This is a genomic window from Candidatus Polarisedimenticolaceae bacterium, from assembly GCA_036376135.1.
Lineage (GTDB): Bacteria > Acidobacteriota > Polarisedimenticolia > Polarisedimenticolales > DASRJG01 > DASVAW01.
The window spans coordinates 1-21249 of sequence record DASVAW010000133.1; the positions used below are offsets into that span (position 1 = coordinate 1).

General features: G+C 71.3%; 17 protein-coding genes. 11 read left to right on the forward strand and 6 right to left on the reverse strand.

Features of this window, described 5'->3' with window-relative positions; all coding sequences use genetic code 11:
- Positions 1–69: 69 nt before the first annotated feature.
- Positions 70–489: a secondary thiamine-phosphate synthase enzyme YjbQ gene (locus VF139_13820; protein HEX6852470.1), complete on the reverse strand. Its 420-nt coding sequence runs from the start codon at positions 487–489 to the stop codon at positions 70–72.
- Between the two features lie 44 nt (positions 490–533).
- Between VF139_13820 and VF139_13825 the strand changes: the two genes are divergently transcribed.
- The 3 genes from VF139_13825 to truA are packed head-to-tail and all read left to right on the forward strand — an operon-like array spanning position 534 to position 5281.
- On the forward strand, positions 534–3728 hold the full coding sequence (locus VF139_13825) for a hypothetical protein (GenBank protein HEX6852471.1): 3195 nt from the start codon (positions 534–536) through the stop codon (positions 3726–3728).
- Positions 3729–3765: 37 nt separating this feature from the next.
- On the forward strand, positions 3766–4383 hold the full coding sequence (locus tag VF139_13830; GenBank protein HEX6852472.1) for a YdbL family protein: 618 nt from the start codon (positions 3766–3768) through the stop codon (positions 4381–4383).
- Positions 4384–4393: 10 nt separating this feature from the next.
- A complete protein-coding gene (truA, locus tag VF139_13835) occupies positions 4394–5281 on the forward strand; it encodes a tRNA pseudouridine(38-40) synthase TruA (GenBank protein HEX6852473.1) in 888 nt (295 codons plus the stop codon).
- Positions 5282–6238: 957 nt separating this feature from the next.
- On the opposite strand, the gene VF139_13840 is transcribed toward truA, so the two are convergent.
- The 3 genes from VF139_13840 to VF139_13850 all read right to left on the reverse strand — a co-directional run bounded on the left by VF139_13840 (position 6239) and on the right by VF139_13850 (position 11290).
- The gene (locus VF139_13840; GenBank protein HEX6852474.1) at positions 6239–7069 is read right to left on the reverse strand and encodes a LytTR family DNA-binding domain-containing protein; all 831 of its coding nucleotides are present in this window, start codon (positions 7067–7069) and stop codon (positions 6239–6241) included.
- The gene (locus VF139_13845; GenBank protein HEX6852475.1) at positions 7032–8198 is read right to left on the reverse strand and encodes a histidine kinase; all 1167 of its coding nucleotides are present in this window, start codon (positions 8196–8198) and stop codon (positions 7032–7034) included. Before VF139_13845 ends, VF139_13840 begins: the two co-directional genes overlap by 38 nt.
- A gap of 134 nt (positions 8199–8332) precedes the next feature.
- The gene (locus tag VF139_13850) at positions 8333–11290 is read right to left on the reverse strand and encodes a TonB-dependent receptor (protein ID HEX6852476.1); all 2958 of its coding nucleotides are present in this window, start codon (positions 11288–11290) and stop codon (positions 8333–8335) included.
- Between the two features lie 152 nt (positions 11291–11442).
- On the opposite strand from VF139_13850, the gene VF139_13855 reads away from it, so the two are divergent.
- Genes VF139_13855 through VF139_13890 form a run of 8 tightly spaced genes read left to right on the forward strand, consistent with a single transcriptional unit; the run spans position 11443 to position 19835 of the window.
- Complete coding sequence (locus tag VF139_13855) at positions 11443–12591, forward strand: pyridoxal phosphate-dependent aminotransferase (protein ID HEX6852477.1); 1149 nt, start codon at positions 11443–11445, stop codon at positions 12589–12591.
- On the forward strand, positions 12588–14183 hold the full coding sequence (locus VF139_13860; protein HEX6852478.1) for a tetratricopeptide repeat protein: 1596 nt from the start codon (positions 12588–12590) through the stop codon (positions 14181–14183). Before VF139_13855 ends, VF139_13860 begins: the two co-directional genes overlap by 4 nt.
- A 1-nt stretch (position 14184) precedes the next feature.
- Positions 14185–15678 (forward strand): tetratricopeptide repeat protein, encoded by a 1494-nt coding sequence (locus VF139_13865; GenBank protein HEX6852479.1) that lies wholly within the window; start codon positions 14185–14187, stop codon positions 15676–15678.
- Positions 15679–15688: 10 nt separating this feature from the next.
- Positions 15689–16573: a glucose-1-phosphate thymidylyltransferase RfbA gene (rfbA, locus tag VF139_13870; protein HEX6852480.1), complete on the forward strand. Its 885-nt coding sequence runs from the start codon at positions 15689–15691 to the stop codon at positions 16571–16573.
- Positions 16570–17112 (forward strand): dTDP-4-dehydrorhamnose 3,5-epimerase, encoded by a 543-nt coding sequence (rfbC, locus tag VF139_13875; GenBank protein ID HEX6852481.1) that lies wholly within the window; start codon positions 16570–16572, stop codon positions 17110–17112. The genes rfbA and rfbC overlap by 4 nt, the downstream gene beginning before the upstream one ends.
- Complete coding sequence (gene rfbD, locus VF139_13880) at positions 17109–17993, forward strand: dTDP-4-dehydrorhamnose reductase (protein ID HEX6852482.1); 885 nt, start codon at positions 17109–17111, stop codon at positions 17991–17993. Before rfbC ends, rfbD begins: the two co-directional genes overlap by 4 nt.
- The gene (gene rfbB / locus VF139_13885) at positions 17983–19074 is read left to right on the forward strand and encodes a dTDP-glucose 4,6-dehydratase (protein HEX6852483.1); all 1092 of its coding nucleotides are present in this window, start codon (positions 17983–17985) and stop codon (positions 19072–19074) included. Before rfbD ends, rfbB begins: the two co-directional genes overlap by 11 nt.
- A complete protein-coding gene (locus tag VF139_13890; protein HEX6852484.1) occupies positions 19071–19835 on the forward strand; it encodes a glycosyltransferase family 2 protein in 765 nt (254 codons plus the stop codon). The genes rfbB and VF139_13890 overlap by 4 nt, the downstream gene beginning before the upstream one ends.
- Here VF139_13890 and VF139_13895 read toward each other — a convergent pair.
- Entirely contained in the window at positions 19832–20650 is an 819-nt protein-coding gene (locus VF139_13895; protein ID HEX6852485.1) for an alpha/beta hydrolase-fold protein, read from the reverse strand. The two genes, VF139_13890 and VF139_13895, sit on opposite strands and share 4 nt — an antisense overlap.
- Positions 20647–21246 (reverse strand): DUF533 domain-containing protein, encoded by a 600-nt coding sequence (locus tag VF139_13900; GenBank protein ID HEX6852486.1) that lies wholly within the window; start codon positions 21244–21246, stop codon positions 20647–20649. Before VF139_13900 ends, VF139_13895 begins: the two co-directional genes overlap by 4 nt.
- Positions 21247–21249: the final 3 nt, after the last annotated feature.

Genomic DNA, 21249 nt, shown 5'->3' on the forward strand with positions numbered 1-21249 from the left:
GAGCTCAGGCTCCGGGTCTGGGACAAATGGTTGCTGTCCCCATTTACGGAATACGGTGACCGTCCCCAATCACTCCCCCAGCACGTGCGCGGCGACGCTGCGGCGATGGGGGCGCGTGCGGTGCTCGTAGAGGTAGATCCCCTGCCAGGTGCCCAGCGCCGGGCGGGAATCCAGGATCGGGAGAGACAGCGTGGTCGTCGTCAGCGCCGCGCGCACGTGAGCGGGCATGTCGTCGGGCCCCTCGCTCCGGTGCTCGAAGAGCGGATCCCCCGCGGGAACGAGCCGGCGGAAGAACCGCTCGAAGTCGCGCCGCACCTCGGGGTCCGCGTTCTCCTGGATGAGCAGTGAAGCCGAGGTGTGCCTCACGTGGAGCGTCAGCAGTCCCGTCTCGATCCCGGTCGACTCGACCCACGAAAGGACGTCGTCGGTGAACTCCCACAGACCCGGCCCGCGGGACTCGACGAGGAAGGTGTGCACGAACTGACGCATCCCGGAGAGTATGCCGCGACCGCGATCGCTGGCACCATAAGAGGGTGAAGCGTCTCCGGGTCGCCGCTGTCGCGCTGGTGATCGTCGTCGCCCTCGTCGCCGCGGCGGCGTGGTGGTGGCGGGACCTCCCTCGACGCAGGGTCGAGGCCGCACTGGAGGGGAAACTCTCCGCAGAGGTCCGGCTCGGAAGGCTCGAGATCCGCGGCCTCGACCGCTTCGTCCTTCACGACCTCGAGGTGCGGCGAGTCGCGGGACAGCCGCGTCTCGTGCACGCCGTCGTCCGACGCCTCGAAGCCGACGGCGGTGCCCGCGCGATGCTCGAGGGGCGCTTCGACCGTCTCGGCCTTCGCGGAGCGGAGGTCCGGCTCGGCCCCCCCGACCCTTCGATCCCGCCGCCGCCACCCGGCCCTCCCGCGAAGATCGCCGCCGGGGTACTGACGCTCGCCGAAGGTCGCCTCGTGATCGCGACGGAGGGGGGCGAGACCGCGCTGGACGTCGACGCCGACCTAAGCGACTTCGGGGGCACGACCTCGGGGACGGCGCACGCCGTCGCGGACACGCTCCCGCTCGCCCCGTTCGGCGTCCGGGCCGAGCTCCGTGACGTCGCGACGACGGCCAGGTTCTCGGGGAACGAGGTGGCGCTCGACGCCGTCGCCGTCGCCGACGGCACCACGAGGATCGCGGCGAACGGCACGATGGACCTCGTGACGATCCGGCTCCTCGACGTCGACGCCGAGGTTTCCGGGATCGACGTCGCGCGCTGGCTTCCCCTCGTGCCGGGGCGACCGGAAGGACTCGAGGTTTCGGGCCGGGTCGACCTCCGGGCGCGCATGCCGCGAGGGGCGCCGCTCGCCTGGACGCTCGAGGCGCGCCTCGACGAGCCCCCCGGCGAAGCGAGCCTCGCGGGGACGCTCGACGCCGTGGATCTCCTCGCGGGCGGAGCCGTCCGGGGAACGCTGACGGCGGAACCGGCGTCGATCCCGATCGTGCTCGAGCTCGACGGCAACGTGACGCTCCGCCCCGAGGCGCGCTACGAAGGGACCGCCACCGCGCGGATCGAGGCCCTTCCACCCGTCGCCGTCTCCGGCCACGCGACGCCCAGGCAAGCGGCCGCGACGTTCGCGTGGGAGGGAGCGGCGATCGACGCCCTCGTGCCGCTCGCCGCCCGCCTCGGCGTGACGCTCCCCGAGTCCCTGACGATCGACGGCGCGCTCACGGGGCGGGCGCGCGTCGCGTGGCCTGCCGTGGACCACTTCCTCGATGCCGACGTGACCGTCGCCCGGCTCGCGGCTCGGTGGGGCGAGACCATGCGGCTCGATGACGCGACGTTGCGTGCGAAGCTGGCGACCGCGGCGATCGGCGCTCCCTGGATCGTTCGGGAACTCGCCCTCTCGGGCCGGGCGCAATCTCCCCCGCTCGCGGCCGTGACGCTGACGCTCGGAGGCATGGCGACGGTCGATCCGGCGACCGCGTCGTGCCGCGACGCCTCGCTCGCCTTCACCGCCGGCGACCTCGCCCGCGGAACGATCGCCGGCGCCTGGGACCCGCGCACGGGCGGAGCCGCCGACGTGGAGGTGCGCGGCCTCGAGGCGACGCGGTGGCAGGGCTTCCTGCGCCCCCTCATCGGCGACCCCGCGCCGGGATTCGCCGCGAAGGGCGCCGCGACCGCGACCCTGCGCGTCGCGCTCGATCCCTCGTTCGCGTGGTCCGCGACGGGCACCGCGGCGATCGTCGGCAGCGGCTTCGCCTCCGACGACGGCGGGCGCGTCCTCGAGGGGCTCGACACGCGGTGGGCGCTCGCCGGTTCCGGATCCGGGTCCGCCGTGCGCGCGACCGCGACGGCGGAGGTCGGCGGGTTCCAGGCCCTCTGGGGGAGCTTCTTCGCCGACTACTCCGGACTTCCCTCGACGCTCGCGGCGGATGCCGCGGTCGACGGCGCCGCCTGGACGGGCTCTTTGCGCTGGGCCTGGCCCGGCGGCCCGCTCCTTCAGGCCCGGGTGACGGACGGGGCGGGGAACGGCCGGATCGGCTACGGCGTCACGCTCGAGATCGAGGACCTCGGCTCGACCCTGTCGCGGTACCTGCGCGAACCGCTGGGATCCACCGTCCCCTTCTTCGAGAAGATCGGGGGGCGGGGGGCGTTGCGCCTCGAGGCGGGGGGCACCTTCGGCGACGACGCGATCGTCGCCGCAGGAAGCGTGCGCTCCAGCGGACTGTCCGTCGCGGGCACGCAGGGCGTCGTGGAGGTGGAGGGGCTCGAGCTCGATCTGCCGTTCGATCTCCGCTGGGGGCCACCCGGGCCGGGCGGGTCGCGGCCGCTCGACGGACGGGAACGGGAGGGGTCCCTCCGCTTCTCTCGGTTCGCCGCCGCGGGGATGGAGATCCCGGAGACCTCGACCGGGCTGCGCATCCGGACCGACAGCGTCGAACTGGTCGAACCGTTGGCGGTGCCTCTTCTCGACGGCCTCGTCGGTTTCGAGCGCCTCACCCTGACCGAGTTCGCACGCCCGTCGCGACGCCTCGAGATGGCGATGCTGCTTTCGAAGATCGACCTCGCGACGGCGTCGAAGGCGTTCGGGCTTCCTCCGCTGACGGGATTCGTGGACGGGTACTTCCCCAAGGTCGTCGTGACCGGTGCGTCGTTCCAGGTCGACGGCGGCGGGGAGGTCGGAGTTTTCGGCGGCAAGGTGAGGATCGGCGGGATCTCCGGCGAGGACGTGCTGACGCGTTTCCCCAAGATCCGCCTGTCCGCCGATTTCGAGGAGATCGACCTCGCCCTCGTCACCAGGACCCTCGACTTCGGCGACATGAGCGGGATCGTCCGGGGCCACGTCCACGACCTCACGTTGTTCCGGGGGGTCCCGACGTCGTTCGAGGCGCGCCTCGAAACCGTCGAGCGCGAGGGGGTCCGCGGCCGGATCAACCTGAAGGCGGTGAACAACCTCGCGATCCTGTCGACCGGGAGTCCCGGCCTGCTCGACCGCGGGATCCAGAAGTTCATCGACGCGTTCACCTATCAGCGCCTCGGGATCGAGTTGTCGCTCGCCAACGACGTCTTCCTGATGCGCGGCCTCGAGAAACGCGGCGACCGGGAGCTGTTCGTGAGGGGGCGGCTTCCGTTCCCCATCGACATCGTGAACGCCCAGCCCGGCAGGACCGTCTCCTTCCGCGCGATGCGCGAGCGGATCGGAAACGTGGATTTCAAGGTCGGAGGCTCGGGCCCGCCGCGGAAGCGGTAGCGCGGCTACAATCCACGCCGAGGGAGAAGGAGCCGCCATGAACGCACGCGCCCGGGTTCTCGCACTCTCGCCGGTCCTGCTGACCGCAGCCTGCTTCACGATCAACGTCTATTTCCCGGAAGCCGCGATCCAGGACCTCTCCAACAAGATCGAGGAGCAGGTCGTCAAGGAGGCCGCGGCGAAGGCGGCCGCGGCATCCGACGCCCCGCCGCCGTCCGAGCCCGTGGAGAAGCCGAAGGAGTCCTCGAGCGTCCTCGACCTGTTCCTGGGCACCTCGGTGGCCCACGCCGACGAGGTCGTCGCCCCGGAGGTCTCGAGCCCGGCCATCCGCAAGATCATCGACTCGCGCGCCGGCCGCCTGGACCAGCTGAACGACCTCAAGGCCAAGGGGGTGATCGGCGAGAACAACCAGGGTCTGGTCGAGGCACGCGCCCTCGAGACGCTCGCCGACCTCAAGGCGCGCGCCGACGTGCAGCGCCTCGTGAAGGCGGAGAACATCGACCGCGAGGAGCTCTACAAGGAAGTCGCCGCCGCGAAGGGAGTGGATCTCGCGCAGCTCCCGAAGATCCGCGAGACCTACGCCGAGACGCTGCGCGATCGCGCGAAGCCGGGCGAATGGATCCAGGGCCCCGACGGCGGTTGGAAGCGGAAATAGACCGAGTCCCGTGCCCACCTATCGCATGACCGTCGAGTACGAAGGCACCCGCTACCACGGCTGGCAGGAGCAGAAGAACGCGCGCTCCGTCTCCGGGGAGCTGCACCGCGCCGCGCGGGCGGCGGGGGCGGAGGTCGTCGAGATCGGAGGCTCCGGGCGGACCGACGCGGGAGTCCACGCCTCCGCGCAGGTCGCCCACCTCCGGCTGCGGGCCGGGGTCGATCCGGGCCGCCTGCGCCTGGCCATGAACGACGCGCTCCCGCCCGACGTCCACGTGCTCTCCCTCGAGCCGGCGCCGGACAAGTTCCACGCGCGCCACGATGCGATCCGCCGCACGTACGTCTACCAGATCGCGCGGCGTCGCACGGCCTTCGCCAAGCGATACGTCTGGTGGGTCAAGCGCGCTCTCGACGCCCGCCGGATGCAGGAGGCCGCGGCGTGCCTGGAGGGTCGTCACGACTTCAAGCTGTTCTGCGAGGCGCCGTCCCGTCAGGAGAGCACGCTCGTCGTGGTCGAGGAAGCGCTCGTCGTCGAGGACGGGGGGCTGCTCCTGCTGCGATTCACCGCGTCGCACTTCCTCTGGAAGATGGTCCGTCGCGTCGTCGGCGCCCTCGTCAAGGTCGGCGCGGGGGAGCTGTCGGTCGCGGAATTCCGCCAGCTCGTCGACGGGAACCCGATCCCCGGAATGAAGGACGGCACGGCGGCCTGGACCGCCCCGCCCTCGGGGCTGTTCCTCGCGAAGGTGGCCTACCGCGGGGATCTTCCGGAGGGCCCGGTCATTCGGCCGGTGGTGCCGGTTGCGGCGGAGCCGGCGACGGCCCGGGCTCCCAGCGAACCCGAAAGGTCGTCTCGGGACGCAACGCCTTCCGGAACGCGGCGACGACCTCCGCGTCGGTAGGCGGGGACTTCGAGACGACCCGGATTCTCGGGGCGAACGCCTCGAGGTCGAGCTCACCCCCGTCCCTCGCGCGCCACGACTCGACGAGGAGGTCGGGGGCGACCCAACGCCCCTCGATCGAGCGGAACGCGGCCCAGGCCCCCAGACGGGGGACCGCGAGCGCCGCGTCCGGACCGTCGACGAACCCCTCGCGCTCCAGCACGCGGCCCGCGACCACCACCGACAACTCGGTCGGAAACGGATCGAAGAGGCGCTGGATGCGCTCGTCCAGCGTGTCCTCGCGATCGGCGGGCACCTGGAGCGCGGCCAGCACGCCGTCCCGGGCTTCCGACATCGCGGAGGCCAGCGCGCGCTCGTCGGCGGTCAGGTCGTTCCCCTCCCCGGAGCCGTTCGCCCGCTCCAGGCACGGAACCGCCCTGGACGGATTCGCGAGGAGATAGCCGTAGAGGGCGTGTTCGGCTCGGACGAATCGGGTGACCTCCGCCGCCCATGCTTCCAGCTCCCGAAGTCCGCGACGCTCGTCGGGGGTGCGGGCGGTCCCCCCTTCGGGAACGGTCAGCGTGAACTCCCGCCAGGCGCCGTCCGGGTCCTCGGCGTAGTGCGCGGAGACCGGCGAACCGGAAAACAGCCGCTGCAGGAGCGACGGGTCGTCGATGCGCGCGATCCGCTCCGCCTCGACCACCGCCCCCTTCTCGCGGCGGACGGTTTCGTCGTCCCCTTCGGGCTCGAGCGCTTCGATCCGACGGGTCGAGGCGTCGGTCCGGTCGAGGATCTGGCGCGCCCACCGGTCGATCCGCTCGGCGGCCGGACCGCTGTCGTAGTCCCCCCGGTTGAGCCGGACGAGGGAGGTCACCCGGACCTCCTCGTCCCCGAACCGGATCTCGACCGACTCCGTGACCGGAGGATCCAGACACGCCGCGGCGGCGACGAGGCACGTCGCGACCGCGAGGAGCCGCCTCAACTCGCCGCCTTCACCATCTGCCGCAGCTTGTCGCGGCGGGAACGGCTGAGCTTGAGCTTGACGCCGTCGCGGAGCACGACCGTGCAGTCCCCGTGCGCGGAGGCGCGGATCTCGGAGACGCGCTCGACGTTCACGATGGCGGAGCGGTGGATGCGCAGGAAACGTTTCGGATCCAGGCGCGTCTCGAGCTTGGCCATCGCCTCCCGCAGGAGGTGGGCCTTCCCGCCCACGTGCAGCTCGACGTAGTAGTCCGCGGCCCCGATCCAGTCGATCTCCTCCACCTTGAGAAAGACGATGCGCCCCGACGACTTGATCGCGAGGCGCGCGAGCCAGCGCCCGCCGTCCGCCTCGGTGGACTCGATGCTCCAGCCGCCCTGGGCGCTGGGAGCCCCCTCGCCGCGGAAATGGTCGAGCAGCTGGAGAAGCTTGCGGTTGAGCTCCCCGGCCTTGTGGCGCCGGAGCTGCGACTTCGCCCGGGAAAGCGTCTTCTCGAATCGCTCGTCGTCGAACGGTTTCAGGACGTAGTCGAGCGCGGAGCGCTCGAAGGCGCGGATGGCGTACTGGTCGTGGGCGGTGACGAAGACGACGACCGGCGGCACGTCCCCTTCGAGGCGGTCGATCACCTGGATGCCGTCGAGGCCGGGCATCTGGATGTCCAGGAACACCACCTGCGGGTGCAGCGCGCGGATCGAGCGCAGCGCGGCGTTCCCGTCGGCGGCCTCGCCGACCACCTCGATCTCCGGGTCGCGCTCGAGCAGGAGGCGGACGCCCTCCCGCGCGAGCGGCTCGTCATCCACGATCAGGGCTCGGATCTTCTCGGTACTCATGGGCAACCTCTTGACGGACGTCTTCTTCGAAACGCAAGGGGATCTCGAGCACCGCCTCGGTGCCGCGGCCGCGGCCGGGAAGCAGCTCGAGCCGGAACCGGTCGCCGTACAGCTGGCGCAGCCGCTCGCGCGTGTTGCGGAGGCCGACGCCGCCCCCCGCGCGGACGGAGGGCGTCCCGTCGACGCCGGCGCCGTCGTCGAGGACGCGCAGGCGAAGCGTGTCCCCGAGGACGTCGGCCCGGATGTCGAGCCGCCCGGCGCCGGGCTCGGGCGCGATGCCGTGGCGGATCGCGTTCTCGACGAGCGGCTGGAGGACGAGGTTCGGAACGCGCGCGTCGAGCGCGTCGCGGGGCACGTCGACGCTGACGCGCAGCCTCTCGCCGAAGCGGATCTTCTCGATCGCGAGATACCGATCGAGGAAGTGCATCTCCTCCTCGAGGGTCACCTCCTGCGCGCCGGAATTGTCGAGCGCGAGGCGCAGCAGGTCGCTCAGCCCGGCGATCATCCGCACGGCGGCCTGGTTCTCCCCCTTGCGCACCAGCACGCTGACGGCGTTCAGGGTGTTGAAGAGGAAGTGCGGGTGGAGCTGCATCTTGAGCGCCTCGAGCTTCGCGTGCGCGAGTCTGGCCTCGAGCTGTGCCTCGCGCACCTCGCGCCGCCGCGCCTGTCGGTAGTAGTCCACCGCCAGCGAGAATCCGAGGATCGCCCAGTAGACGAGCAGCTCGACGTGGAACCAGAAATAGAGCCGTACCTGGAAGAACGCCCCGAACGTGGGGGCGGAGCGCCCCGCGGGATCGGTCATCCAGGCCAGCGACAGGCTCACGAAGAGGTGGACGAGGGCGATGACCACGCTCCCGAAGACGTGGAGCGCCGCGTTGCGGACGGCGTGCGGGCGCTGGATCGGGAGACGGCGCCCGGCCCAGACGATCATCGGCGTCAGCAGCGCCCACATCCACCATTCGGGGAGTGCGTAGGCGGCCGCGCGCCAGAAGGCGACGGGCCGCTCGCTCAGCCGTTGGCCGAAGTAGTACTGGCTCGAGTCGACGATCGCGACGAGCGTGAACACGGAGAACACCGCGAGGGCCGCGAGCGTCCCGTGGGAGCGGCGAGGGTGTCCGAGCTCCTTCAAGGTTTTCCGAGTATGCCACCGGGACGATGGGGCGGGAGCGGGAAGGGCCCGCCGACCCGCAGCGGAGGCATGACCAGTGCGACGCTTCGGTTTCTGCGCCGACGGGTCCTTCCCGCTCCCGCCCCGGACCTCGCCTACCAGGTCACCGCGAACTGAACTTGGTACGTTCGGGGATTCTGGAAGAACCCCTGATATGCCGTCGGGGAGCCGAAGGTGTAGTTCGTCTCGAGCTGTGCGTTGTCCCCCGCCGGATTCTCGAACCACGAGCTCGACACCGCGGTGGGCCGTTGCTGATCGGTCACGTTGAACACCTCGAAACGCGTCTCGAAGTTGGTGTTCTTCGCGAACCGGAACCGGTACACGAACGAGAGGTCGATGTTGTAGGTGCTCGGGCCGCGGTGGCTGCCGCGAGGCTCGAAATAGGCGACGAGGCTCTCGGTCTGGTCGTCGTCGAGCGCCTCGTCCCCCGGGGTCCCGAGAGGGCTGTCCTGCTCGCCGTCCGGGCCCGGTCCGACCACCGTGTTCCTCGTGCCGTTGTTCCTCGCGTAGGGGAGGCCGCTGAGGAACTGACCGACGGTGCCGACGGTGAGCCCGTGCCGCGCGCTGCGCAGCGGAATCTGGTAGTAGCCCTGGAACTTGAACGCGTGCGGCGTATCCCAGTCCAGGCGACCGTAACGGTTCTCGGTTGTTTGCGGGACGTCCGGATAGATGTTGAACGAGTCGAAGCTCTCGTCGGACAGGACGTTGCCGATCGCGCGCGACCAGGTGTAGGTCGCGTCGAACGAGAAGTTGTCGGCGAAGCGCTTCTGCGCGCCGAGGACCAGCGCCTCGTATTTCCGTTTGGCCGCGGGGTTGTTCCGGAGGGTCGTGATCTTCTCGGGAATCCCCGACGCGTAATCGTACCGGCCCTGGTTCATCAGGATGTTCGACCAATCCCGCGAGATCGCCCTCGCGGAGAGTCCGAACGTCGGGTTGAGCAGGATCTCGTACGACAACGTGTATTCGTCGATCGACTGCGGCTTCACCTTGGGAGCCGCCTGCGCCGACGATTCGGCCCGAACGCTCGTGATCAGCAGCCACGAGTCGGTGTCGGCCGGGTTCCCGGGATCGGGCGAGGTATTGAAGTAGACGTCGTAGGAGGCCGTGCCTCCGGCAAGACGCGTGAACGGCCCCAGGGTCGTGATGTTGATGCCGGCGAGGTAGCGGGCCGCCGTTCCCTTGACCACGTGTTTCCCGTCGCCGCGCACGTCGAACGAGACGCCCAGGCGCGGCGCGAACCCGGTGTCCTTGATGATCGTCTCGCCGATGTCGGAGACGTTGTTCGACTTCTCCCAGCGGACCCCGAGGTTGAAGGCCCAGTTGGCGTTGAGCTGCCACTCGTCGTTCAGGTAGACCGCCGTGTATTCGTTCCGGGGCGTGGAGTTGTTCGGGAGCACCGGGAAGTCGACCCAGAGGTAGTAGAAACGATTGTCGACGTCGTAGGGGTCGGGGCCGGCGCCCGCGAAGAAGTAGAAGATCGAGTTCCCCTGGATCGCGGTATTCCCGGGGTTGTCCATCTCCTGATAGTCCGCGCCGATCTTGATCGTGTGGGAGCCGAGCTTGTCGGTGTCGAGGAACTTCGTCACGGTCGCTTCGTACTGCTCCCGGTTCCGCGCCTCGGGGAACTCGTCGAAGATGTTGGCGTCGAAGGTCTGGAGCGTCGACAGCTCGATCGCCGGCGCGATCTCGCCGCTCGAGCTCCGGGGGATCCCCGGGATGTCCTCGATCGGCGTCAGCGGCGAGATCTGGAAGGTGTTCTTGAACCGCGCGATCTTCACGTTGGAGATCACCGTCGGGGACCACGTCGCGTTCCAGTCTCCGATCCACTCGAACCCGCCCTGCTTCTGGTTGTCGACGTTGCGCGTGTCGAAGCAGGGTCCCGTGAAGAAGATCTGGCCGTAGCAACGCGTGGTCGTCGCCGGGTCCTCGCTGAAGCTGTACATGAACCGCTGGTTGTTCGTCGCCTGCCAGGTGAGCTTCAACGATCCGATGTCCCCGTCGAACGTGTCGATGAACGACCCGTTGCCGCCCGGCCCCCCCTGGGGGTTCCCCAGGAAGTCCGTCGCCGTCGTCTCGATGCGGTCGTAGGCGAGGAAGAACCATGCGTTGTCCACGACGACCGGCCCGCCGAGGGTGACGCTGAGCTGATCGGCCTTGTCGAAATCCGCGTCGGTGCGGGTCGGAAGGTCCGGTCGCCCGTAGACGAGGGGGCCCCCTTCCGGATCTTCCGGATCCACGGTACCCGGGATGGGCCCTTCCGGGGCGAACCACTGCCGCGCCTTGTCGGCGTAGAGCCGCGTCCACGAGGGCGCCGAGATCACGTCGCGGAACGAGCCGGTGAATTCGTTCCCGCCGGACTTGAGGATGACGTTGCTGATGCCGCCCTGCGTCTGGCCGTACTCCGCGGAGATGCCGGTGAGCTTGACGTCGATCGTCTCGATCGCGTCGTAGTTGAGGTTCCGGCCGAAGGTGCCCGTCACCGGGTCCTTGGAGCTGACGCCGTCCACGAGATAGTTGTTGCTGTTGGACGTCCCGCCGAGGAAGTTGGCGTTCCCGTCGCCGTCGGGGTCGACGACGCCCGGTGCGAACGTCAGCAGCGACAGGTCGCTTCGGGGCACGGGGAGCTGCTCCGTGAACCCCTTCTCGAGGGTGACCGACGATTCCGTGTTGGTCTTGTCCACGATGGGGCGCTCGGCGGTGACCGTCAGCGTCTCGGTGAGCTCGCCTTCCTTCAGCGTCACCGAGAGCGGTGTGGTCTTGTCCACCTCGATGTCCGTGGAGAGCTCGACGGTGATGTACCCCTCGAGCTTCGCGATCACCTTGTAGTCGCCCGCCGGGAGCCCCGGCGCGAAGAATCCGCCCTGGGCGTCCGTGAGCACCACGCGCTCGCGGATGAGGGCGGGCGAATGGATCGAGATGAGCGCGCCGACGACCGGCTCGCCCTTGGAATCGAAGACGGTGCCGCGCAACGTCCCGGTCTGCGTGGAACCCGCCCACGCGGCGAGGGGGACGAGGACCGCGAGCACCAGCGCCCGGAGTCGCTTGCCGTACATGGTCTGCCTCCTGCGGACACTCGGGGGGACTGCCCGCAGCGGAGGGTTTAACGGCGCGGGAGCGCCGCGGCGGCGACGGTTCCGGAGGACGGTCGCCGCCCGCAGCGAGACCCGTCCGCCGTGCAGCCAACCGCTGCTATCCTCGGCCCGCCGTGTTCTCGCGACGCATTCCGTCCGATCTCGAACCGAACGCGCTCGCCCGGGCGCGGGAGGCCGCGGGTCCCGGCGTCCTCGACCTCACGATCTCGAACCCGACCGCCTGCGGGCTCGACGACGACGCGGGCCTCCTCGCGTCTCTGGCCGACCCGCGCGGGGCCCGGTACGCGCCGCATCCCCTCGGCCTGCGGTCGGCGCGGGAAGCGATCGCCGCAACGTACGCCGAGCGCGGGGTCGCGGTGGAGCCCGGCCGGATCGTTCTCACGGCGTCTTCGAGCGAGGCGTACGGCTTCCTCTTCCGGACCTTGTGCGACGCCGACGACGCCGTCCTCGTCCCGATTCCGTCCTATCCGCTCTTCGAGCACCTCGCCGCGCTCGACGCCGTGCGGGCCGTCCCGTGGCCGCTCGACCCCCACGCCGACTGGCGGCCCCGCCTCGATCCCGACGCCGCCCGGCGCGAGCGGGCGCGCGCGGTGGTGGTCGTCCATCCGAACAACCCGACCGGCTCGGCGGTTTGCGCCGAGGCGGCGGACGCGCTCGCGCGCGGGTGCGCCGACGCGGGGCTGGCGCTCGTCGTGGACGAGGTCTTCCTCGACTACCCGCTCGCCGAGGGGGAGCGGTTCGACACCTTCGCCGCGCGGAACCGGGCGCTGACCTTCACCCTGGGCGGCCTGTCCAAAAGCGTCGGTCTCCCCCAGCTCAAGCTCGGCTGGATCGTCGTCGGCGGTCCTCCTCCCCTGGCCGACGAGGCGGTTCGCCGGCTCGAGTTCGTGGCGGACAGCTACCTCTCGGTCGGAACGCCGGTGCAGTGGGCGCTTTCGACGCTCCTGCGCGAGGGCCGTCGCCGCCGCGAGGCGATCCTCGCGCGCTGCCGGCGGAACCTCGCGGCCCTCGCGATGGCGTGCGTCGGGACGCCCGTCAGCCTCGAGCGTCCCGCCGGCGGCTGGAGCGCGGTGCTCCGCTACCCGGCGGTGGAGGACGAGGAAGCCTTCGCGCTGGGCCTGCTTGAGCGGGCGCGTGTCGCCGTCCAACCGGGCTACTTCTTCGATTTCCCCGGACGGGGCCGGATCGTCGTGAGCCTGCTGACGCCCGAGGCGGACTTCGACGAGGGGATCACCCGCCTGCTCCGCGAGGTGGAGCCGTGAAGAACGCCGGAGTCGCGGCGATCCTCGCGCTCGCGACGGTGGTCGTCTTCGTGCCGTCGCTCGGCCACCCGTTCGTGATGTACGACGACCCGGCGTACGTGACGGACAACCCCCAGGTGCTCCGCGGACTCACGGCGGACGGCGTGCGATGGGCCTTCGCCGAGGGGGCCGAATCGAACTGGCACCCGCTGACGTGGCTGTCCCACATGGCCGACGTCTCGCTTTTCGGCGTGACGCCCGCGCCGATGCGCTTCGTGAACGTCGCGATCCACGCGGCGAGCGCGGCGCTGCTGTTCCTCGTGCTCGCCGCGGCGACGGGCTCGCGGGGGTCCGCGGCGTTCGCCGCCGCGTTCTTCGCGATCCACCCGCTCCGGGTCGAATCGGTGGTCTGGATCTCCGAGCGCAAGGACGTGCTCTGCGTCCTGTTCGTGCTCCTCGCGGCTTTCGCGCACGTGAAGTACGCAAAAGCGCCCGGTCCCGGTCGTTATTGGACGGTCCTCGCGGCGTCCGCCTGTGCGCTGATGTCCAAGCCGATGGCGGTCACGCTCCCGGTGCTGCTGCTCCTGCTCGACCTGTGGCCCCTGGGCCGCAGGGAGCGGGGAGCGAAGGCGCTCCTCCTGGAAAAGGCCCCCCTCGCGGTCCTCGCGGCGGCTTGCGCGGTCGTCACCTACCTCGTGCAGCGCGAAGGGGGGGCGATGGCGCTCCTGGGCGACCTTCCGCTCGGCGTGCGGGTCGCGAACGCCGTCGTCGCCGTCGCGACCTACGTCCGCGACACCGCCTGGCCGTGCGGCCTGGCCGTGATCTACCCGTACCCGCCCGGCGGACCCGGCGCGCTCGCCGTCGTGATCGCGTCCGCGCTCGTCGCGGCGGCGACCGGATCCGCGATCGCGCTCCGGCGCCGGATGCCGTCGCTCGCCTTCGGATGGGCGTGGTTTCTCGTCGCGCTGCTCCCCGTCCTCGGCTTCGTGCAGATCGGCGGGCAGTCGCACGCCGACCGCTACACCTATCTCCCCGGCATCGGCCTCGCGGTCGCGATCGCTTGGATCGGAGGCGCGGTCGCGGGACGCTCACCCGGAGCCGCGCGCGCGGTCGCGGGAGCCGGGGCGGCGGTGCTGGTCGCCCTCGGCACCGCGACCGTCGTCCAGCAGCGCCACTGGCGCGGCGACGACGCGTTGTTCCGCCGCGCGGTCGAGGTCACACGGGACAACTACGTCGCGCACCACAACCTCTCCGTCGCGCTCGCGCGGGAGGGCCGGTTCGGGGAGGCCGTTCCCCACCACCTCGCGGCGATTCGCGCCGGAGCCGGGTACGGAGACGCCTTTAAGTTCCACCGGGCGTTTGCGGACACCCTCGTGCGCCTCGGCCGGATCGGCGAAGCCGCGGCGCAGTACCGCGAGGCCCTCGCCCTCGAGCCCGGCGATGCCCGCTCGATGAACGACCTCGCGATCTGCCTCGGGCGCCTGGGGGACCTCGACGGAGCCGTCGCGGTCTACGAGAGGGCGGTGGCGATGCACCCCGACGATGCGAAGCTCCGGGAGAACCTCGCCGCGGCCCGCGGGATCCGGGAGCGCGTCCGCGCGGGCCGCGAGTGACATGCGAGGCGCGTTTCCCGCACTGTCGTTGCTGGCTCTCGTGCTCGCGGTCTACGGCGCCGGCCTCGGCCACGCCTTCGTCTGGGACGACGAGGCGATCGTGGTCGGCGACCCCGACACGGCGAACCTCCGCGCGATCGGCGGGGTGCTTCTCTCCCCCGACGAGGTCGCTCCCTACTACCGCCCGCTGAACCGCGCCTCGTACCTGATCGACCACGCGCTGTTCGGCATGGACCCCCGCGGGTTCCACGCCGTGAACCTCGCGCTGCACGCCGCGTCGGTCCTCGCCCTGTACGCGGTCGGCCGGAGGTTGTTCGCCGACGTCGCCGCGCCGTGGACCGCGGCGGCCCTGCTCGCCGTCCATCCGATCCACGCCGAGGCGGTGAACTTCGTCACCGCCCGCAACAACCTCTTCGCGCTCCTGTTCTCGCTGCTCGCGTTCGCCGCCTTCCTCGACGCGGACCGGGACGACTCGCGGGCGAGTTCGGTCTTCTCCGCGTGCGCCTTCCTGCTGGCCCTCGCTTCGAAGGAGCCCGCCCTGATGGTCCTGCCGCTGATGGCGGCGTGGCCCCGGCTGCGGGGGATGCCCCCGCTCCCCTCGGTCCGGCGGTCGGCGACGCTGCTGTGGCCCCACGCGCTCGCCCTGCTCGTCTACCTCGCCGCACGCGCGATCGCGCTCGCCGGCGCGACCGCCGCCGCGACGGGCGGAGCGGGCGTTCTCCGGCGACTGTCCTGGAACCTCGTCTCCATTCCGCGCTACCTCGGGCTCGTGGTGTTCCCGGGGGATCTCACCGTGTTCCATCCGACGTTGCCTTCCGCGGGCGACGCGCTCGCCTGGGTGGTGCCGTCCTGGATCGCGATCGGCATCGCGGCGATCTTCCTCTCCCGCCGGGCCTCGATCCCCGTGAAGGTCGGCACGGCGTGGTTCGTCCTCCAACTCGTGCCGATCGCGCATCTCGTCCCGATCCCGAGCGCCGCCTTCGCCGAGCGGTACTTCCACGCCGCCGCCGTCGGGATCTGGATCGTCGCCGCGGACCTCGCGAGGCTCCTCCCCGGCTCGTCGCGCGTCCGGGCCGCGACCGTGGCCGCGGTGCTCCTCCTGCTCTCGGCCCGATCGGCGGTGCGCACGCTCGACTGGCGCGACGACGTGAGCCTGTTCCAGGCGGCGGTCGCGGTCGACCCGCGCTCGGCGGTCGCGCTGGAGAACCTCGGCACGGCCCTCAAGGACCGGGGCGACCTCTCCGGCGCCCGCTCGGCCTGGGAGCGGGCCCTGCGCGCCCAGCCCGGTCGACCGACGACGCTCGTCCAGCTCGGCACCCTCGCCGCGGTCTCCGGCGATCTCGCGGAAGCCGAGCGCCTCTACCTCGAGGCCCTCCGGCGGGATCCGGCGATCGCGGACGCGTGGCTGAATCTGGCGCGGGTCTACGAGAGGACCGGCCGCCCCGCCGAGGCGGCGCGGGCACGGGCGCGTGGAGGTTCGGGCCCCTCCCGCTAGAATGCGCCCCGTGCACAAGGGGATCGTTCTCGCCGGCGGCAGTGGCACGAGGCTGCACCCGCTCACGCACGCCGTGAGCAAGCAGCTGATGCCGATCCACGACAAGCCGATGGTTTATTACCCGCTGACCCTGCTCATGCTGGCGGGGATCCGCGAGCTGCTCGTGATCACGACCCCCCACGACGAGGAGGCCTTTCGGCGCCTGTTCGGCGACGGCTCGCAGTGGGGAATCCGCATCGACTACGCCGCGCAGCCCCGCCCGGCAGGGATCGCCGAAGCGTTCCTGATCGGGGAGAGATTCCTCGGCGGCGCCCCGTGCGCGCTCGTCCTCGGGGACAACGTCTTCTACGGACAGGGACTCTCCCGGCGCCTCCAGGCGGCGACGGAGCGGACGACCGGCGCGACCGTGTTCGCCTACCGGGTGAGCGACCCGTCGCGGTACGGGGTCGTCACCCTCGACGACACGGGGCGGCCCGTCGCGATCGACGAGAAACCGAAGGCCCCGCGTTCGCCGTACGCCGTGACGGGGCTCTACTTCTACGGACCCGACGTCGTCGACGTCGCGCACGGGCTGCGGCCGTCGGCCCGCGGCGAGCTCGAGATCACCGACGTGAACCGGGCCTACCTGGAGCGCGGCACGCTCCACGTCGAGATCCTCGGCCGCGGCACCGCCTGGCTCGACACCGGCACCCACGAAGCGCTCGCCGAGGCGAGCGAGTTCGTGCGGATCATCGAGACGCGCCAGGGGCTCAAGATCGGCTGCCCGGAAGAGGTCGCCTACCGGATGGGCTTCATCGACCGCGCGCGCCTGGAGAAGCTCGCCGCCGACCTCGCCAGCTCGAGCTACGGCGCCTACCTCCGGAGCCTGGTCGAGGAGACGGAGCCGCGCGCGTGAAGTTCGTTCCCACCGAGATCCCCGACGTCGTCGTCGTCGAGAGCCCCGTGCACGCCGACGACCGCGGCTTCCTCCTCGAGGCCTGGAGCGAACGCGCCTTCCGTGCGGCCGGGATCGAGGCGTCGTTCGTCCAGTGCAACCACAGCCGTTCGCGGCGCGGGGTCGTCCGCGGCCTGCACTACCAGAACCCTTCGGCGCAGGGGAAGCTCGTGCGCGTCACCTCCGGCGCGATCTGGGACGTCGCGGTGGACCTTCGCCGGACCCACCCCACGTTCGGGCGCTGGGTGGGTGTCCCGCTCGTCGCGGGGGAGCCGCGCGCGCTCTGGATCCCGCCGGGGTTCGCGCACGGCTTCTGCGCGACGGAGGACGCCGACGTGCTCTACCTGTGCACGGCCCCGTACGACCCCGCCGCCGAGCGCACGCTGCGGTGGAACGACCCCGAGCTCGCGATCGCCTGGCCTCTCGCCGTCCCGCCGGTCGTCTCCGCCCGCGACGCCGCCGGAGTTCCCTTCTCCGCGGCGGACGTGTACGGGACGTGAGAGCCGCCGTGCGCGTCGTCCTCTTCGGCGGCACCGGTCAGCTCGGCCGGGCGCTGCGGGCGAGGGCGCCCGCGGGCGCGACGCTCGTCGTCCCGGGGCGCGCCGAGGCCGACCTGCGCACACCCGACCGGCCCGCCGCCGTCGTCGCCCGGACCCGGCCGGACCTCGTGATCAACGCCGCAGCCTGCAACGACGTGGACGGGGCCGAGGCGGACCCCACGGAGGCGTTCGCGGTGAACGCGGAGGCCGTCGGAGCGATCGCGCGCGCGGCGGCGGCGGCCGGCGCGCGCCTCATCCACGTCTCGACCGACTACGTCTTCGACGGCGAGGGCGGACGGCCGCGCGCCCCCGGCGATCCGACCGCGCCGGTCAACCGCTACGGCGCGAGCAAGCTCCGCGGCGAGGAGCTGGCGATCGAGGCGCTCGGCGGCCGGACGACGGTCGTCAGGACCTCCTGGCTGCACGGCCCGGGCGGTCGGGGGTTCGTGCAGGCGATCCTCCGGCGCCTGCGCGAGCGTCGTCTCGTCGACGTCGTGGCCGACCAGATCGGCGTGCCCACGCACGCCTCGGGGCTGGCGGCGGCGATCTGGCGGCTGGCCGACCGCCCCGAGATCTCCGGGATCCTGCACTGGACCGACGCCGGCGTGGCCTCGCGCTACGACCAGGCCCTCGCCCTCGCGGAGGAAGCCGAGCGCCTGGGGCTTCTCCAGGGGCCGTGGAGGGTGAGACCGGTGCGCACCGCCGATCGCCCCTCCGCGGCGCCGCGCCCCGCGTGCTCGGTGCTGGACGCCCTGGGCACCGCCGACCGACTCGGCCTGCCGGCGCTCCACTGGCGCGAGGGATTGCGGCGGACGCTGGGGGAGGAGCGCGATGGCGCGTAGGCTGCTCGTCACCGGCGGTGCCGGGTTCATCGGCACGAACTTCGTGCGTTACTGGAGGTCGTCGCACCCCGACGACCGCATCGTCGTGCTCGACGCGCTCACCTACGCCGGGAACCCGGAGAACCTTCCGCTCGACGACGATCCCGACCGCTTCCGCTTCGTGCACGGCGACGTCACCGACGCGGCGCTCGTCGGGTCGCTGTTCGAGGCAGAGGCGTTCGACCGGGTCGTCCACTTCGCCGCCGAGAGCCACGTCGACCGATCCCTGTCGGGATCGGCGGCGTTCATCCGGACCAACGTGCTGGGGACGCACGTCCTGCTCGAGGCGGCGCGCCGGGCGACGTCGCTCGATCGTTTCCACCACGTCTCGACCGACGAGGTCTACGGCTCGCTCGGCCCGGACGACCCTCCGTTCCACGAGGGAACCCCGTACGCCCCGAACTCCCCCTATGCGGCGAGCAAGGCGGCGTCGGACCACCTCGTGCGCGCCTACCACCACACCTACGGCCTGCCCACGACGATCAGCAACTGTTCGAACAACTACGGTCCGTACCAGTACCCCGAGAAGCTGATCCCCCTCGCGATCGTGCGGGCGATCTCGGGAGAATCGATCCCGATCTACGGCGACGGGCGCAACGTCCGGGACTGGTTGCACGTCGAGGACCACGTCCGCGGCATCGAGCGCATCCTCGAGCGGGGCCGCGTCGGCGAGGTCTACAACCTCGGCGGGAGCGCCGAGCGGGCGAATCTCGACCTCGTGGAGATGCTGTGCCGGGCGATCGACGCCCGCTTCGCGGCCGACCCCGCGCTCGCCGCGCGATTCCCGAGCGCCCCCGCCGCACGCGGCGCGACGACCGGCTCCGCGATCGCCTTCGTGACGGACCGGCCCGGGCACGACCGCCGCTACGCGATCGACGCGCGCAAGGCGCGCGCGGAGCTCGGCTTCGCGCCGACGCACACGCTGGAGAGCGGGATCGCCGAGACCGTGGCGTGGTATCTCGGCCACGAGGCGTGGTGGCGGCGCGTGCAGGACGCGGAGTACCGCGCGTGGATCGACCGCCACTACGGGGAGAAACGATGATCCTCGGGCGACGGCTGGCCGTCGTGCTTCCGGCGTACAACGCGGAGCTCACCCTGGAACGCACGGTCGCCGAGATCCCGCGGGACCTCGTGGACGACGTGATCCTCGTGGACGACTTCAGCCGCGACGGCACGGTGGAGCTCGCGCGGCGGCTCGGGATCCGGGTCGAGCGGCACGAGCGCAACCTCGGGTACGGCGCCAACCAGAAGACCTGCTACCGCGCCGCGCTCTCCCGGGGCGCGGACATCGTCGTCATGGTCCACCCCGACTACCAGTATTCGCCCAAGCTCATCGCCGCGATGGCGTCGATGATCGCCTCCGGGGAGTTCGACGTCGTGCTGGGCTCGCGCATCCTGGGGATCGGCGCGCTCGCCGGCGGCATGCCGTTCTACAAGTACGTGTCGAACCGGTTCCTGACCGCGTTCCAGAACCTGTTCGTCGGGCACAAGCTCTCCGAGTACCACACGGGGTACCGAGCCTGGAGCCGCGAGGTGCTCACGACGCTCCCCCTGCTGCGCAACTCGGACGACTTCCTCTTCGACAACCAGATGCTCGCCCAGGCGATCTTCCGCGGGTTCCGCATCGGCGAGATCTCCTGCCCGACCCGCTACTTCCCGGAAGCCTCGTCGATCAACTTCCGGCGCTCGAGCGTCTACGGGCTCGGCGTGCTGGCCACGTCGGTGAAGTTCCGGCTCCAGCGGTTGGGTCTCAAACGCTTCCCGATCTTCGCGGACGACCCGTCGGCTCGCCTTCCGGGTTAGCCGAGTACGAAGCGGATCGCGTCGGGGAAACGCCGCGCCCAGGCCTGCTCGTCGTGGCGTCCGTCCGGATCCTCCTCGAACCGGAACGCCGCGACGCGCGACTCCAGGATCCGCGACGCGCGGCGAACGGCTCGGATGTACGGCGGCACCGCGCGGCGCAGGTTGAGCGCGGGTCCGCGGCGGCGTCCCTCGAGGAACCCGACGTCGACGTACAGGCGACCGTCGCGGCGCGGCCGCCCCTCGACCCACTCCATCATCCCGCCCCCGGCGAAAAGCAGCGACGGACTGAACGCCATCGCCCCTCCGAACACGTCGCTCCGCTCGAAGAACGCCCAGAGCGAGATCAACCCGCCCAGCGACGACCCCGCGACGACCGTCGCCCGAGCCTCCGGGCGGGTGCGGTAGCTCGCGTCGACCGCCGGCTTGACGGTGTCGACGACGAATCGCACGTGCGCGTCCGCCCGGCCTCCGCCCAGTCGGGCGTCGCGAAAGGGGGAGTATTCGTCGATCCGCCGCGCCCCCATGTTCGGGATCCCCACGACGATCGCCTCGAGCCCCTCGGCGGCGAGCGCCTCCATCGACTCGTCGACGGCCCACTCCCCCGCGAAGCTCGTCGCCGCGTCGAAGAGATTCTGCCCGTCGTGCATGTACACGACGGGGAAGCGCCGGGTCGGATCGGTGGCGTGCGACGGCGGCAGGTAGACGACGACGTCGCGCTCGTTGTCGAGCTCGGGGCTCCGCACGCCCCGCAGGACGCGCAGGTCGCCGACGACGTGGTGGCCCGGGTGGAGCTCGCGGTACGGGACTTCGATCAAACGGCGGGCGTCCCGTCGATCCCCGAGGCGACCTCCTCCTCGAGACGCGCCGCCTCGACGGGATCGAGCTCGAGCAGCAGCGTGAGCTGGCCGAGCCAAAGCCGTTCCGCGTTGGACACGCCCTCGTCGGCGCGCGCGATGGCGAAGGCGAGCTTGTAGAGGTCGCGGCGCTGCGCGGGGTCGGTCACCCCCGCGACGACCTCGCGGAGCGGGCGAGGCGAATCGAGCTCGCGCCGAGCGACCTCCTCGAGGCCGGCGCGGCGCGCCTCCGCGAGCAGGTGTTCCCGTTCGTTCCCGGAGATCTCCCCGTCCGCGCGCGCCGCCGCGATCGCAAGCCGCAGATAACGCAGGACGGGCTCGACTTCGGCCGGAGGCGGCGGGGGCGCCGACCCGGCGGGCGGCGCCGCCTTCTGCTGCTGTTCCCGTTGCCAGGTCTCGTAGAGCGCCCATGCCGCGCCCCCGAGCGCGAGGAGCGTCCCCGCGTTGCGGATCGGGCTGCCGCTCGTGCCGAGCCAGCCGCGTGTCTTGCCGTGCTTTTTCTTGCGGGAGCCGAGCGCGCCGTTCAGCACGTGGCCCAGGAGTCGCTGCAGGTCCATCGG

Bases quoted from the DNA above. Each gene is read 5' to 3' on its own strand.
- VF139_13890 (HEX6852484.1), top strand. From the start codon at position 19,071: ATGATCCTCGGGCGACGGCTGGCCGTCGTGCTTCCGGCGTACAACGCG.
- VF139_13850 (HEX6852476.1), bottom strand. From the start codon at position 11,290: ATGTACGGCAAGCGACTCCGGGCGCTGGTGCTCGCGGTCCTCGTCCCC.
- VF139_13820 (HEX6852470.1), bottom strand. From the start codon at position 489: ATGCGTCAGTTCGTGCACACCTTCCTCGTCGAGTCCCGCGGGCCGGGT.
- rfbB (HEX6852483.1), top strand. From the start codon at position 17,983: ATGGCGCGTAGGCTGCTCGTCACCGGCGGTGCCGGGTTCATCGGCACG.
- VF139_13865 (HEX6852479.1), top strand. From the start codon at position 14,185: ATGCGAGGCGCGTTTCCCGCACTGTCGTTGCTGGCTCTCGTGCTCGCG.
- VF139_13840 (HEX6852474.1), bottom strand. From the start codon at position 7,069: ATGAGTACCGAGAAGATCCGAGCCCTGATCGTGGATGACGAGCCGCTC.
- VF139_13900 (HEX6852486.1), bottom strand. From the start codon at position 21,246: ATGGACCTGCAGCGACTCCTGGGCCACGTGCTGAACGGCGCGCTCGGC.
- VF139_13830 (HEX6852472.1), top strand. From the start codon at position 3,766: ATGAACGCACGCGCCCGGGTTCTCGCACTCTCGCCGGTCCTGCTGACC.